13 protein-coding genes are annotated in these 14713 nt (G+C 64.3%); 6 read left to right on the top strand and 7 right to left on the bottom strand.

The features are described from left to right. Positions 1–14: 14 nt before the first annotated feature. A complete protein-coding gene (gene aroB, locus AKL02_RS09970) occupies positions 15–1121 on the bottom strand; it encodes a 3-dehydroquinate synthase (RefSeq protein WP_083079262.1) in 1107 nt (368 codons plus the stop codon). Continuing rightward, positions 1114–1686, bottom strand: a complete 573-nt coding sequence (locus AKL02_RS09965; RefSeq protein WP_083079261.1) for a shikimate kinase — start codon at positions 1684–1686, stop codon at positions 1114–1116. Before AKL02_RS09965 ends, aroB begins: the two co-directional genes overlap by 8 nt. Before the next feature lie 234 nt (positions 1687–1920). Between AKL02_RS09965 and AKL02_RS09960 the strand changes: the two genes are divergently transcribed. The 6 genes from AKL02_RS09960 to AKL02_RS09935 all read left to right on the top strand — a co-directional run bounded on the left by AKL02_RS09960 (position 1921) and on the right by AKL02_RS09935 (position 8160). Further along, positions 1921–2130, top strand: coding sequence for a hypothetical protein (locus AKL02_RS09960; protein ID WP_078520626.1), 210 nt, complete (start codon positions 1921–1923; stop codon positions 2128–2130). Next, on the top strand, positions 2120–3724 hold the full coding sequence (locus AKL02_RS09955) for a hypothetical protein (protein ID WP_083079260.1): 1605 nt from the start codon (positions 2120–2122) through the stop codon (positions 3722–3724). Before AKL02_RS09960 ends, AKL02_RS09955 begins: the two co-directional genes overlap by 11 nt. Beyond that, positions 3721–4698 carry a site-specific tyrosine recombinase XerD gene (locus AKL02_RS09950; protein WP_083079259.1) on the top strand — a complete coding sequence of 326 codons (978 nt, stop codon included), beginning with the start codon at positions 3721–3723 and terminating at the stop codon, positions 4696–4698. Before AKL02_RS09955 ends, AKL02_RS09950 begins: the two co-directional genes overlap by 4 nt. Before the next feature lie 33 nt (positions 4699–4731). Next, complete coding sequence (locus tag AKL02_RS09945; protein WP_083079258.1) at positions 4732–6054, top strand: HlyC/CorC family transporter; 1323 nt, start codon at positions 4732–4734, stop codon at positions 6052–6054. A gap of 215 nt (positions 6055–6269) precedes the next feature. Continuing rightward, positions 6270–7832, top strand: coding sequence for a glutamine-hydrolyzing GMP synthase (gene guaA / locus AKL02_RS09940; RefSeq protein ID WP_078572295.1), 1563 nt, complete (start codon positions 6270–6272; stop codon positions 7830–7832). Positions 7833–7884: 52 nt separating this feature from the next. Beyond that, on the top strand, positions 7885–8160 hold the full coding sequence (locus AKL02_RS09935; protein WP_078520621.1) for a putative quinol monooxygenase: 276 nt from the start codon (positions 7885–7887) through the stop codon (positions 8158–8160). A gap of 4 nt (positions 8161–8164) precedes the next feature. Here the strand turns inward: AKL02_RS09935 and AKL02_RS09930 are convergent, their stop codons facing one another. The 5 genes from AKL02_RS09930 to AKL02_RS09910 all read right to left on the bottom strand — a co-directional run bounded on the left by AKL02_RS09930 (position 8165) and on the right by AKL02_RS09910 (position 14663). Further along, positions 8165–9721 (bottom strand): trimethylamine methyltransferase family protein, encoded by a 1557-nt coding sequence (locus AKL02_RS09930; protein WP_083079257.1) that lies wholly within the window; start codon positions 9719–9721, stop codon positions 8165–8167. A gap of 71 nt (positions 9722–9792) precedes the next feature. Continuing rightward, complete coding sequence (locus AKL02_RS09925) at positions 9793–10878, bottom strand: ABC transporter ATP-binding protein (RefSeq protein ID WP_083079256.1); 1086 nt, start codon at positions 10876–10878, stop codon at positions 9793–9795. A gap of 10 nt (positions 10879–10888) precedes the next feature. Beyond that, positions 10889–12529: an alpha-glucosidase gene (locus tag AKL02_RS09920; RefSeq protein ID WP_083079255.1), complete on the bottom strand. Its 1641-nt coding sequence runs from the start codon at positions 12527–12529 to the stop codon at positions 10889–10891. Then, entirely contained in the window at positions 12529–13686 is a 1158-nt protein-coding gene (locus tag AKL02_RS09915; protein WP_083079254.1) for a carbohydrate ABC transporter permease, read from the bottom strand. The genes AKL02_RS09920 and AKL02_RS09915 overlap by 1 nt, the downstream gene beginning before the upstream one ends. After that, positions 13686–14663, bottom strand: a complete 978-nt coding sequence (locus AKL02_RS09910; protein ID WP_078520616.1) for a carbohydrate ABC transporter permease — start codon at positions 14661–14663, stop codon at positions 13686–13688. Before AKL02_RS09910 ends, AKL02_RS09915 begins: the two co-directional genes overlap by 1 nt. Between the last annotated feature and the right edge of the window lie 50 nt (positions 14664–14713).

Raw genomic sequence — 14713 nt, 5'->3', positions numbered from 1 at the left:
ACTGGGAAATCGGCTTACCGCGCGGCGAGCGCGTCGTCGAGCACGCCAGCCAGCACATCGCGTGGCACATCCGAGGTCACGAAAGCCTCCCCGATGCCGCGCGCGAGGATAAAGCGCAGCTTGCCGTCGAGCACTTTCTTGTCCTGCGCCATCAGGTCGATCAGCGCGTCGCGGCCCGGCAGGTCGCCCTCGATATCAGCGAGATCGGTCTTCATTCCCATGTCGCGCAGATGGGCGCGCACGCGGCTCGGCGCTTCTTGCGAACACAGGCCGAGGCGCTGGCTGAGCTCGAACGCCATCGCGCAGCCGATCGCCACGCCCTCGCCATGCAGAAGCCGGTCGGAATAGCCGGTCGCGGCCTCCAGCGCGTGGCAGAAGGTGTGGCCGAGATTGAGGAGCGCGCGGTCGCCCTCCTCCGTCTCGTCGCGGGCCACAATCTCGGCCTTCATCTCGACCGAGCGTTTCACCGCATGCAGGCGTTTTTCCATATCGCCCGCGGCCATTGCGGGGGCGTTCGCCTCGAGCCAGTCGAAGAATTTCGCATCGCCCAGAAGGCCGTATTTCACTACCTCGCCATAGCCCGCGAGGAAGTCGCGCGGCTCGAGCGTGCCGAGCACGTCGAGATCGGCCAGCACCAGCGAGGGCTGATGGAAAGCGCCGATCAGGTTCTTGCCCTGCGGCGCGTTGATCCCGGTTTTGCCGCCCACCGAACTGTCGACCTGCGCGAGAAGCGAGGTTGGGATCTGCACGAAACGCACGCCCCGGCGCAGCACGGCGGCCGCAAAGCCAACCAGATCGCCGATCACGCCGCCGCCCAAAGCGATGACGATATCCTTGCGCTCGACCTTCTCCTCCAGCAGCCATTCCACGGTGCGGGTGAACTGCGGCCAGCTTTTCGTGCCCTCGCCCGGCGGCAGGGTCATCGAGACCATCTCGATGTCGCCAAGGCCGCGGCGCAGGGTCGCGAGATGCAGATCGGCCACTGTCTGATCGGCGACGACAGCCACGCGTGGACGGCGCAGCAAGGGCGCGATCTCAGTGCCTGCGTTTTCCAAAAGCCCGGTGCCGATGCGCACCTCGTAGGAACGCTCGCCCAGCTCGACCGGCACGATCTCACGCATCTTTCACCTCTTCGATCAATCCATCCACTTCGCGCAGATGGCTCACCACCTTCCGCGCCATGCCCTGCACCGAGAGGCCCGGTTCTGCCTCGACCACGATCTGGGCCTTTTGATAATGCGGAATGCGCGCGGCCAGAAGATCGCTCAGCGTCCGTTTGGGGTCGGCCGTGCGCAGCAGGGGCCGCGTGTTCTTGTGGCGCACCCGGTTCCACAGGATCTCCAGATCCGCCTTCAGCCAAACCGAGACCCCGAGCCTGTTAATCAGATCGCGGTTCTTCTCGGAGAGAAACGCCCCGCCACCGGTGGAGATCACGCCGGGCGGGCCCATCAGCAGCCGCTCCAGCACTTCCGATTCGCGGGCGCGGAAGAATGGCTCACCATCGCGGGCGAAAATCTCGGCCACGGTCATCTGGGCGGCGCGTTCGATTTCATGGTCGCTGTCGAGAAATGCCGAATCGAGCATCTTGGACAGGGCGGTGCCGACCGCTGTCTTGCCCGAGCCCATCATGCCGACGAGCACGACGGAGCGCGTCAGATGCCCCTCGATCCCGGTTTCGCCTTCCACCTAGCGCCCCCTGCCTCGCGTCGCCTGCGGTATTCCTGCCCTGTCAATCCCGGCGGGACGGACAAGGCTTGCCATCGGCGGAGCCTTGCACAATCGTGACGCAGGACCCCTTGAATGGCGTGAACTTCCCTGAAATGCCATATATGATCAACGCGAAACCGCAACCAAGAACGGCCCGCCCGCCGAGAGACACGTTATGGGACGGGCCGCGACAGACGGCAGAAAAGAGAGATTATGGGGCGCATCTTCAAGCTTATCGTCATCCTTCTGGTGCTTGGCGCGATCGGCGTGATCGGCTTTGCTTACTTGGGCGACATGAGCCCCGACAGTCAGGAACAGCGTATCGAAGTCACCCTGCCCGACGGCTCGGGCATGGCGGGCACGAGTAATTCCGATGCAGGTACTGCGACAGGCACTGACAGCGAGGCTGCGAGTGGCAACTGATCGCCGTGCGGCGACCCTTGGCCGGATCTGGCTGAGCGGGTTCGCGCTTGGCGGTCTGGTGGCGGGTCCCGCCGCCGCGCAATCGAATGCCGCGGCGGACGCAACCCCTACGGCCAGCAGCCCTATGTCGGCGATCGACTGGCTGTCACATTCCCTGAAGTCGGCACCGCGCGATGGCCCGGTGGGCTCGACCGCGCCGGTCACCGGGGCGGGCGGGATCGAGGATATCGCGGTGCTCTCGCTCGACGCGCCCTCCGCCGATACTTTGGGGCTGTTGACGCCGGATCGCACCGGGTTGCCGCGCGATCTCTGGGGCAAGACGCCCGAGCCGGAACTGGCGCAGGCGCTGCGGGCGATGCCGCTCGATCAGCTGCCCGCGCTGCGGGAGCTGAGCCTGACGCTGCTGCTGGCCGAGCTGAACCCGCCGCAGATCGAGACGCCGTCACAGCGCAACCAGCTGTTCCTTGCCCGGATCGACCGGCTTCTGGACATGGGCGCGCTGGAACAGGCCAATGCGCTTCTGGGACAGGCGGGCACGGCCAGCCCCGAGATTTTCCGCCGCAGCTTCGACGTGGCGCTGCTGCTTGGGCAGGAAAACCGCGCCTGCAAGATCATCGAGCGTACACCCGGCATCGCGCCCTCTTACGCGGCGCGGGTGTTCTGCCTTGCGCGCAACGGGCAGTGGGACACGGCTGAGTTGACCTATGGCACGGGCGCCGCGTTGGGGCAGATCCCGCAGGAGGATCGCTCTCTGCTGGAGCAGTTCCTCGACCCGGCCCTGGCCGAAGAGGCGGGGGATGCGCCGCCCCCCGATCACGTCACGCCGCTTGCGTTCAAGATGATGGAGGCGATTGGTCAGCCGCTGCCCACCGCAACGCTGCCTTTGGCCTTCGCGCAGGCGGATCTGACCGAGAATAACGGCTGGAAATCGCAATTGGAGGCCGCAGAGCGGCTGGCCCGCGCGGGTGTCCTCGATCCGAACCGGCTGCTGGGACTTTATACCGAGCGCAAAGCGGCGGCGTCCGGCGCGCTCTGGGATCGCGTGTCAGCCGTGAGCGCGCTCGATGAGGCGCTTGAGGCGAGCGATGCCGACAAGGTCGCGACCGCCCTGCCCGACGCTTATGACGTGATGGCCTCGGAAGATCTCGCGCCGGTTCTTGGCGCACTGTTTGGCGACCAGCTCGCGGGGATGGACCTGCCGGGCCGCGCGGGCCGCCTCGCCTATGAGCTGAGCCTGCTGACCCCGAATTACGAAGAAAACGCCCGCAAAGGCACGCAGAGTTCGGCGCAGGCCGCGCTGCTCAAAGGGCTGGCCGCTGGCGATACCAGCGCAACCCCCGCAACGGGCGCGCGCGATCAGGCGCTGAAGGCGGTCTTCGATGCGCCGCCGGGTGCCGCGCCCGACCGCTACAAGGGACTGCTGCCCGACCAGCTTGGCCTCGCGCTGATCGAAGCGATCGGGGATGTGGGCGACGGCGCGAAGGGCGACTATCCGCGCCTGCAGGACGGGCTGAGCCTGCTGCGACTGGCGGGGCTCGAAACCGTCGCGCGGCGCGCCGCGATCGAGCTGATCGTGCTGGGAGATCGCGGATGACCGGACCCGGTTCAGACGCGCCGCCCGATCCGCAATGGCTGCCGAGTTTTCTCGACGCGCAATCCGCCGAAGCCGGTGCCGCACGCAACACGATCCTGAGTTACGGTCGTGATCTCAACGACTTCGCAGGCTTTCTTCAGGCAAAGGGCCTGAGCTACGCGACGCTGACCCGCGCCGATATCGAAACCTATCTGATCCGCTGCGAGGCGGAGGGGCTGGCGAAATCGACCCGCGCGCGCAGGCTCTCGGCGATCCGGCAACTCTATCGCTTCGCTTATGAGGAAGGCTGGCGCGCCGACAATCCGGCGATCCGCATCGCAGGCCCCGGACGCGCGCAACGCCTGCCGAAGACGCTGAGCCTCGAGGAGGTCGAGGCGCTGCTGGAGGCCGCGCGCGATCAGGGCCGCTCGCAGAAAGACCAGATCCGCAATCGCTGCCTGATGGAGCTGCTTTACGCGACCGGGATGCGGGTCTCCGAACTGGTCTCGCTGCCGGTGTCCTCGGCGCGCGGCGATCCGCGGATGCTGCTGGTGCGCGGCAAGGGCGACAAGGAGCGGATGGTGCCGCTCTCGCCACCGGCGCGCGAGGCGCTGGCCGACTGGCTAAGCGCGCGCGACGCGGCCGAGGAACAGGCACGGATCGAGCATCGCGCGCCGCCCTCGCGCTTCCTCTTCCCCTCGGGCGGCAAGGAAGGCCACCTGACGCGTCAGGGCTTTCACAAGCTGCTGAAAGACATCGCGGTGAAGGCCGGGGTCAGCCCCGCCAAGGTCACGCCCCATGTGTTGCGCCACGCCTTCGCCACGCATCTTCTGCAAGGTGGCGCGGACCTGCGTGCGATCCAGATGCTGCTGGGGCATGCCGACCTGTCGACCACGGAGATTTACACCCATGTTCTCGACGAACGGCTCAAGGAGCTGGTGCTGACGCATCACCCGCTGGCGAAACCGCGCGGCAAAAGTGACGGCACCGCTTGAATGCGCCCTGCCCGCGCCCCATAACCTGACACCATGGAAAACACTCTCGATTTTGCCTTCTGGCTCACCGCTGGTGCCATCGTTCTGCTGCTGGCGCTCTCGGCCTTCTTCTCCGGCTCCGAAACGGCGCTGACGGCGGCCAGCCGCGCCAAGCTGCGTGCGCAGGCCGACAAGGGCGAAAGCGGCGCGCAGACCGCGCTGGAAGTCACCGAGGATAGCGAGCGGCTGATCGGCGCGATCCTCTTGGGCAATAACGTGGTCAACATCCTGTCGGCTTCGCTCGCGACCGCGCTTTTGACGCGGGTCTTCGGGCAATCGGGCGTGGCGCTGGCAACGGTGGTGATGACGGTGCTGGTGCTGGTCTTCTCGGAAGTCTTGCCCAAGACCTACGCGATCACCCTGCCCGAGAAAGTCGCCTCGAAGGTTGCGGGTCCGATCCGCGTGGTCACACTCGTCCTCGCGCCGATCGTCGCCATCGTACGCATGATCGTGCGCGGCATTCTCTACGCCTTCGGGATGCGGACCGACAAGGACACCCATATGTTCTCGATCCACGAGGAGATCGCGGGCGCGCTGGCGCTGGGGCAATCCGAGGGCACGGTCGACAAGGAAGACCGCGACCGCCTGCTGGGCGCGCTCGATCTGGGCAATCGCACGGTCGAGGAGATCATGCTCCACCGGAGCCAGATCGAGATGATCGATATCGAGGAAGATCCCGACACGATCCTGACGGCGGTGCTGTCCTCGCCCCACACCCGCCTGCCGCTCTATCGCGGCGAGCGCGAGAACGTGGTGGGCGTCATCCACTCGAAAGACCTGCTGCGCGCCGTGGAGAAAGTCGTGCGTGGCGGCGACGGGACGTTGGAAAGCGTCGCCGATCTCGACATCGCCAAGGTGATGATGAAGCCCTATTTCGTCCCCGAGACGACGCCGCTCGACGAGCAGATGCAGGAGTTCCTGAAGCGTCGCACCCATTTCGCGCTGGTGGTAGACGAATATGGCGATCTGCGCGGTCTGCTGACGCTGGAGGACATCCTCGAAGAGATCGTGGGCGAGATCACCGACGAGTTCGATCCCAAGGCCGAGAAGCGTCTGAAGCCTACCGAGAGCGGTGATTACATCGTCGACGGCGCGATGACGATCCGTGACCTGAACCGAGAGACCGACTGGACGCTGCCTGATGAAGAGGCCAACACCGTGGCCGGTCTGGTGATCCACGAGGCGCAGACCATCCCGACCGAGGGGCAGGTCTTCTCCTTCCACGGCTTCCGCTTCGAGGTCGCAGGCCGCAAGGACAACCGGATCACGCGGCTGAAGATCCGGCCGCTGATCCCGGGCGGCTATCCGGAGAGCTGAGCGGCGATCCCGGAGGGGGCGCTGCCCCCGCGGCTGCGTGGCCCTTCGCTTGCGCTCCGGGCGTTCGGCGGGGCGTCCTTCCACTGGAAGGCCGCGCGTCCCGCCTCACCCCCCGGGATATTTTTGCCAAGAGGAAGGGGGCCGCCGCGCGATAAATTACCGTCGCGCAAGCTGCCCTCTTGCCAAGCGCGAAAACGCGTCCTAATGCCAACGGCATGACAGACCATCAGCGCCTCCTCATCATCGACTTCGGCTCTCAAGTCACGCAGCTGATTGCGCGGCGGCTTCGCGAGCTTAACGTCTATTGCGAAATCCATCCCTATCAGAACGTCACCGACGCCTTCCTGAAAGAGTTCGCCCCGAAAGCGATCATCTTCTCGGGCGGGCCGGATTCGGTCACGCGCGAGGGCTCTCCCCGGCCGCCGAAATCGGCCTATGAGCTGGGCGTGCCGATCCTCGGTATCTGCTACGGCCAGCAGGTGATGATGCAGGATCTGGGCGGTCTGGTGGAGGCCAAGCACGGCTCCGCCGAATTCGGGCGCGCCTATGTGACGCCGACCGAGACGCGGATCGATTTGCTGACCGGCTGGTTCATGGATGGCGCGGGCCGCGAGCAGGTCTGGATGAGCCATGGCGACCATGTCAGCCGCATCGCGCCGGGCTTCGAGGTCTATGGCACCTCGCCGGGCGCACCGTACGCGATCACCGCCGATCTGAGCCGTCGCTTCTACGCGGTGCAGTTCCACCCGGAGGTCCATCACACGCCCAACGGCAAGACGCTCTACGAGAACTTCGTGCGCGACGCGGGCTTCACCGGCGACTGGACGATGGATGCCTATCGCGACGAGGCGATCCGCCAGATCCGCGAACAGGTGGGCGACAGCCATGTGATCTGCGGTCTCTCCGGCGGCGTCGACAGCTCGGTCACCGCGATCCTGCTGCACGAAGCGATCGGCGATCAGCTGACCTGTGTCTTCGTGGATCATGGTCTGCTGCGGCAGAACGAGGCCGAAGAAGTGGTCACGATGTTCCGCGACCACTACAACATCAAACTGATCCATGCCGATGAGAGCGAGCTGTTCCTGGGCGAGCTGGAAGGCGTCACAGACCCCGAGGTGAAGCGCAAGACGATCGGGCGCCTCTTCATCGACGTGTTCCAGAAATACGCGGGCGAGATCGAGGATGCGAGCTTCCTCGCGCAGGGCACGCTCTACCCCGATGTCATTGAATCGGTGAGTTTTTCGGGCGGCCCTTCGGTCACGATCAAGTCGCACCATAACGTTGGTGGCCTGCCCGAGAAGATGGGCCTGAAACTGGTCGAGCCGCTGCGCGAGCTGTTCAAGGACGAGGTCCGTGCGCTCGGTCACGAGCTGGGTCTTCCGGCGTCGTTCATCGGCCGTCACCCCTTCCCCGGCCCCGGCCTCGCGATCCGCTGCCCCGGCGAGATCACCCGCGACAAGCTGGAGATCCTGCGCAAGGCCGACGCGGTCTATATCGACCAGATCCGCAAGCATGGGCTTTATGACGAGATCTGGCAGGCCTTCGTCGCGATCCTGCCGGTGCGCACCGTCGGCGTGATGGGCGACGGGCGGACCTATGATTACGCCTGCGCCCTGCGCGCGGTGACCTCGGTCGACGGGATGACGGCGGATTACTACCCGTTCAGCCACGAGTTCCTCGGTGAGACCGCGACGCGGATCATCAACGAGGTGAAGGGCATCAACCGGGTGACCTACGACATCACCTCGAAGCCCCCCGGCACGATCGAGTGGGAGTGAGTTTCAGGCCCGCGTCCGAAAGGCGCGGGCCTTTTCTTTTGGGGAGACAAAGATGGCCGTCAAACTGACCGGGCGCCTGATCTGCGCCGATGCCGCCGAGGTCGGAATTGTCCGCGTTCACCTGCCCGAGCATATCGCGCTCACCCATGCCGAGCCGGGATGCGAGATGTTCGAGGTGAGGCAAGGAGCCGATCCGCTGGTCTTCACCGTCACGGAACGCTTCACCGACCGGGCCGCGTTCGAGGCGCATCAGGCGCGGACGAAGGCCTCGGAATGGGGCCGCGCGACCCAGGGGATCGCGCGGGACTATCAGATCGAGGAAGACTGAGCGGTTACAGGAAGGCGTCGGGAACTTCGGCCTTCTTGCGCGCGACGTAGGCCGCCAGCGCCTCGGCGACGCTCGGGTCCATCGCGGGCTGCTGATACTCGCCGAGCATCTTCTCCACCCGCTTCGTCGCGAGCGCCATGGTGTCGGGCGCGCCCTGCTCTTCCCAGGTCTCGAAGGGGCGGTAATCGAGCAGTTTGGTGCGCCAGAACGCATCCTTGAAGTTCGCCTGCGTATGGGCGCAGCCGAGATAGTGACCGCCCGGGCCCACCTCGCGTATCGCATCCATCGCCTGACCGTTCTCCGAGATGTCGACACCCTTGGCGAGGCTGTGCAGAATGCCCAGCTGGTCGGCATCCATCACGAATTTCTCGTAGGACGAGACCAGACCGCCCTCCAGCCAGCCGCAACCATGCAGCATGAAGTTCACACCCGCATAGAGCCCGTTATTGAGCGTATTCGCGGTCTCGTAAGCAGCCTGCGCATCGGGCAGCTTGGACCCGGTGAAGCCGCCCGCCGAGCGATACGGCAGGTTCAGACGCCGCGCGAGCTGCCCCGCGCCCAGCGTGATCAGCGAGGCTTCGGGCGTGCCGAAGGTCGGTGCGCCCGAGTTCATGTCGATCGAGGTGACAAACGCCCCGAAGATCACCGGCGCGCCGGGACGGATCAGCTGAGAATAGGCCACGCCCGCCAGCACCTCGGCCAGCACCTGCGTCAGCGTGCCCGCGACCGAGACCGGCGCCATCGCGCCACCGACGATGAAGGGCGAGATGATGCAAGCCTGATTGGCCTTCGCATAGACCTCGAGCGCCCCCATCATGGTGGAGTCGAAGGTCAGCGGCGAGTTGATGTTGATGAGCGAGGTCATCACAGTGTTCTGGTCGACGAACTCGTCACCGAAGAGGATCTTCGACATCTCGACGCTGTCGGCGGCACGCGAGGGCTCGGTGACCGAGCCCATATAGGGCTTGTCGCTAAGCGTCATATGCGCGTGGAGCATGTCGAAATGGCGCTTGTTCACCGCCACATCGGTCGGCTCGCAAACGGTGCCGCCCGAATGGTGGACCCATTTCGACATGTAGCCGAGTTTCACGAAGTTCCGGAAATCCTCGATCGTCGCGTAGCGGCGGCCACCCTGGCTGTCGCGCACGAAGGGAGGGCCGTAGACCGGGGCGATGACGAGGTTGCGCCCGCCGATCTCGACATTGCGCTCGGGGTTGCGGGCGTGCTGGGTGAATTGCGACGGCGCGGTCGCGCAGAGCTTGCGGGCAAGGCCGCGCGGGATGCGCACGCGCTCTCCTTCGATCGAGGCACCGGCCTCGCGCCAGCGTTCCAGCGCTTCGGGGTTCTCGACGAAGTTGACGCCGATCTCTTCGAGCACGGTTTCCGCGTTATGCTCGATGAGCTCGAGGGCTTCCTCGTTCAGGATTTCCATGTCGGGAATGTTGCGCGTGATGAAGCGCGAGAACTCCACCTTCACGGCCGTGCGTTCGGCCCGACGGGCTGCCCCGCCACCACCGCGCGCGCGACGCCCCACACGTTCACCCAGTTCCGAATCGGCCATGATTGCCTCCGCCCGTTTATCTCGCTTCAAACTAACGGGCAGAGGGATGCGCGATGGCCTGTTTGCGTCCGTCAGCGGTAGAGAAGCGACTGCCCGTCCGCGAAGAGATGCACTTTGGACGGATCGGCGCCGAGAGAAATCTCAGTATAGCGACGGTCGTGATGGATGCCGGGCAGTTTCGCGATGATCGGGTCGTGACCGCCTTCGGCCTCGAAATAGAGAAGCGTCACTTCGCCCAGAGCTTCGACGATATCGACGCGACCGGTGTAGATCGCCGCGTCCTCGATGGGCACGAAATCCTCGGGGCGCACCCCGATTTTCACGCGCCGCGACAGGTCCTCGGGACGCGTCGCGATGGTGGAGCGTGCGATGCCGCCGCCATCGAGTTTCACCGTGGTCATCTCACCCGTCTCGGTGATCTCGCCCGAGAGCAGGTTCATTGCGGGAGACCCGATGAACTGCGCGACGAACTCGTTGCGCGGCTGCTCATAGAGTTCGAGCGGCGTGCCGACCTGCGCGATCCCCTTATTCGCGAGCACCACGATCCGGGTCGCGAGCGTCATCGCCTCAACCTGATCGTGGGTGACGTAGATCATCGTGCGATCGGGCATCGCCTCTTTGAGCTGGGCGATCTCGATCCGGGTGGCGACGCGCAGCGCCGCATCGAGGTTCGAGAGCGGTTCGTCGAAGAGATAGACCTTCGGGTCGCGCACGATGGCGCGCCCGATGGCGACCCGCTGCCGCTGACCACCCGAGAGCGCTTTGGGCAGACGGTCGAGATAGTCGGTCAGTTGCAGCATATCCGCCGCCTTATTGACGGCGGCATCGATCTCGTCCTTGCTCATCTTCGCGATCTTCAGGGCGAAGGCCATGTTGTCGCGCACCGTCATGTGCGGATAGAGCGCGTAGGACTGGAAGACCATCGCGATGCCGCGGTTCGAGGGCGGCACGTCATTCATCCGCACCCCGTCGATCTCGAGCGTGCCGCCCGTGATCTTCTCGAGCCCCGCGATCATCCGCAGAAGCGTCGATTTCCCGCAGCCCGAGGGGCCCACGAAGACAATCAGCTCGCCCGCTTTGATGTCGAGGTTGATGTTCTCGAGAACCGACACCTCGCCATAGCTTTTCGCGACGTTTTCCAGTTTGAGTTCGGCCATAGTCTCCCCCTCAGGCCTCGTGTTCGTCGAGGCGCAGAATGCTCGGCTGCCATGGGCCGAGATGCAAAGTGTGATCGGGCATCGGTCGGATCGAGCCCAGCTCGCCCCCGACCGTCACCCAGTTGCCCGGCGGAACGGTGGCGTTCACCGGATGATCGGACAGGTTGAAATAGCACAGGATCGTCTCCTCCTCGTTCCTGCGCGTGAAGACCAGCAGGTCACCGGAGCAATACATATCCTCCATCGCGCCGGTCCGAAGCACGTCGTGATTGCGACGGAATCCGATCGCGCGGCGGTAATGGTGCAGGAGCGAGGCCGGATCGTGCTCGGCCACATCGGTCGCGATGTTCTGGTGCGTGGTGGGCACAGGCAGCCACGGGCGCGCCTGCGAGAAGCCCGCATAGGCGGCGTCGCGTTCCCAGACCATCGGCGTGCGGCAGCCATCGCGGCCCTTGAATTCGGGCCAGAATTCCTTGCCGTAAGGGTCTTGCAGGTCTTCGTAGGACAGCTCCGCCTCGTGCAAGCCCAGTTCCTCGCCCTGATAGAGGCAAAGCGAGCCGCGCAGGCACATCATCAGCGAGGTATAGAGCCGCGCCGAGGCCGGCGTCAGTTGCCAGCGCGAGATATGGCGCTCCACGTCGTGGTTCGAATAGGCCCAGCAGACCCAGCCGTCCTTGGCGACCGTATCGACCTTGTCGAAGACGGATTTGAAATAGCTCGCCTTGAGCGGTTCATGCCCGGAGAGCAGCTCGAAGGCGTAGGACATCTGCATCTTGTCCGCGCCGGAGGTGTATTCGCCCAGGATCTCCAGTCCGCGCTGGCTGTCGCCCACTTCGCCCACGGCCGCCGCGTTGTAATTGTTCATCAGCGTCCGGAGCTTGCGCAGGAAGCGCAGGTTCTCGGGGTTGTTCTTGTCGTAGATATGGCGCTGGTGATTGTAGGGGTTCACCTTGGGCGCGGTCTGGTCGTTACGCTCTTCCGGCGGCAGCGGCGGGTTATCGCGCAGCTCGTCGTCATGCATGTAGAAGTTGATCGTATCGAGGCGGAAGCCATCGACGCCGCGCTCCAGCCAGAACTGCGCGACATTGAGCAATTCCTGCGTCACTTCCGGGTTGTGGAAGTTCAGATCGGGCTGCTCCACGAGGAAGTTGTGCATGTAATACTGCTCGCGCCGGCTGTCCCAGTGCCAGCCCGGACCGCCGAAGATCGACAGCCAGTTATTGGGCGGCGTGCCGTCGGGCTTGGGATCGGCCCAGACATACCAGTCGGCTTTCGGGTTGTCCCGGCTCGACCGGCTTTCCTGGAACCACGGGTGCTGATCGGAAGTGTGGCTCAGCACCAAATCGATCATCACTTTGAGACCCAGCGCATGGGCCGTCGCGATCACCTGGTCGAAATCGGCGAGGTTGCCGAACATCGGGTCGACGTCGCAGTAATCGCTGACATCGTAGCCGAAATCCTTCATCGGCGAGGTGAAGAAGGGAGAGATCCAGACCGCATCCGCCCCGAGGCTCGCGACATGCGGCAGGCGGCGGACGATCCCGAGAAGATCGCCGATGCCATCGCCGTTGCTGTCTTGAAAGCTGCGCGGATAGATCTGGTAGATCACGGCCCCGCGCCACCAGTCTTCTTTCTTAGTAAGGGTTTTCATCAACCACCTTTAACCGAACCCGCCAGCAGACCGCGGACGAGATATTTCTGCATAGCGAAGAACACCAGAAGCGGCACGGCGATGGAGATGAAGGCGGCGGACGCCAGAATGCCCCAGTCGCCGCCGCGCGACCCCAGAAGGTCGTCGGCGATCTTCACAGTCATCACCTTCGAGGCGTCGTTCGCCGGAAGGAAGACTTTCGCGACAAGTAGGTCATTCCAGACCCAGAGGAATTGGAAGATTGCAAAAGAAGCAAGCGCCGGGAATGACAAAGGCAGCACGATTTTCATGAAGATCTGGAAATCGGTCGCCCCGTCGACCTTCGCACTCTCGATGATATCGCGCGGAAGACCGACCATGTAGTTGCGCAACAGGTAGATCGCGAGCGGCAAGCCGAACCCGGTATGGGCCAGCCATATCCCGAGGAAGCTCTGCCCGATGCCGATCTCCTGATGGAGCCGTAAGAGCGGCACCAGCGCGAGCTGCAGCGGCACGACCAGAAGGCCTACGACCGCCGCGATCAACAGGCCCCGGCCCGGAAACTCCATCCAGGCCAGCGCATAGGCCGCGAAGGCCGCGATCAGGATCGGGATGATCGTGGCCGGGATCGTCACCGTCAGCGTATTGATGAAGGCCTGCCCCATCCCGTCGGAGAACAGCACGTTGCGGTAATTTGCCAGCGTGAAGGCGGGCGGCATGTCGGCCACGAAATAGACCCGCGGGCCCGAGCCCTCGAAGCTCGTCTTCGACGTGGCCTTGTAGGTGCCGTCCTTGGCGACGCTCAGCGTGCCGCCATCGCCGGTATCGACCGTCTCCCCCGCCTTGTAGGCGCCCGGCTTGATGCCCGAGGTGCCGAAGGCGGTGATCGTCGTGCCGGATTTCAGGTCATTCGCGTTCTGCCCGTTATTGAGCAGATCGCCCTCGAGCACATAGAGCCCGTCGACCTGTTTCTCGCCGTCGGCCGGGATGCGGTCGCGGAAGGCTTTCTCCACCGAGAAGGCCGCGTCCCACCAGCCCGACTGGCTGATCTGGTCGGTCGTGCGGAAGGAACTGACCAAGAGCCCCACCGTCGGCACGAGCCAGAGCACGACCATGAAGACGACCGAGAGTTGCACCGCCCATGTCAGGCGCGATTTCTGTCCTGCGATAGCGGCCATCAGCGCGTCTCCCTACGGGCTTGAATGATGTTCCAGATCATCACCGGCAGCACGATGATCATGATGACGAAGGCCACAGCCGTCGCGCGCCCGTCATCGCGGAACATGTATTGCATCATGTAGCTGGGCAGGATCTGCGTGCCGAAATTCCCGCCCGTCGTTGCGTAGACGATATCGAAGACCTTCAGCACGAGGATCGTGATCGTGGTCCAGACCACGACGATCGTCGGCATGATCTGAGGCACCTTGATCTTGAAGAACAGCTGGAACGGGTTCGCGCCGTCGAGCACTGCAGCCTCGATCGTCTCCTCGGGGATACCGCGCAGCGCGGCCGAGAGGATCACCATCGCGAAGCCGGTCTGGATCCAGATCAGGATCACCATCAGGAAGAAGTTGTTCCAGAACGGCACCTGCAGCGGGTCGAGCGGCTGCATGTGGAAGGCCACGCGGATCGCGTTGATCATCCCGATATCGGGGTTCACGGCATAGACGAATTTCCAGATCAGCGAGGCGCCCACGAAGGAAATCGCCATCGGCATGAAGATTAGCGATTTCGCGATGTTACCCCATTTGATGCGGTCGGTGAGCTGCGCTGCCAGCAGACCGAGGAAGGTCGCGAGCGCGGGCACCACCAGCACCCAGAGGAAGTTGTTGAACACGGCCTGACGGAAGCTCGGATCCATCGCGAGCCGTTCGTAATTGCCAAGGCCCACGAAAGTGCCGCCGTCGCGGTTGAACAGCGAGCGCCAGAACGAGCCGACCACCGGATAGGCCAGATACAGACCGAGCGCGAAGATCGCCGGGAACAGGAACAGCCAAGGGCGGACCATGTTCGCGCGGTTGATATTGCGCCCCGGGTCTTTGCCGCTCGGCGGGAAGATGACTTTGTCGAGGACGATATTCGCGGCGTAGAAATAGGCGACGCAGCCGCCCACCCCAAGCGCGATCGTAATCAGACCCTGCAAGATCGGTGACATCTGGCCCCTCCCCGAACCGGCGTGAAAAGATGCGAACGCCCCCGGACCAT

The sequence above is a fragment of the Thioclava electrotropha genome (assembly GCF_002085925.2).
In the GTDB taxonomy this organism is placed as follows: domain Bacteria; phylum Pseudomonadota; class Alphaproteobacteria; order Rhodobacterales; family Rhodobacteraceae; genus Thioclava; species Thioclava electrotropha.
This window is presented reverse-complemented; position numbering and strand designations above follow the sequence as displayed.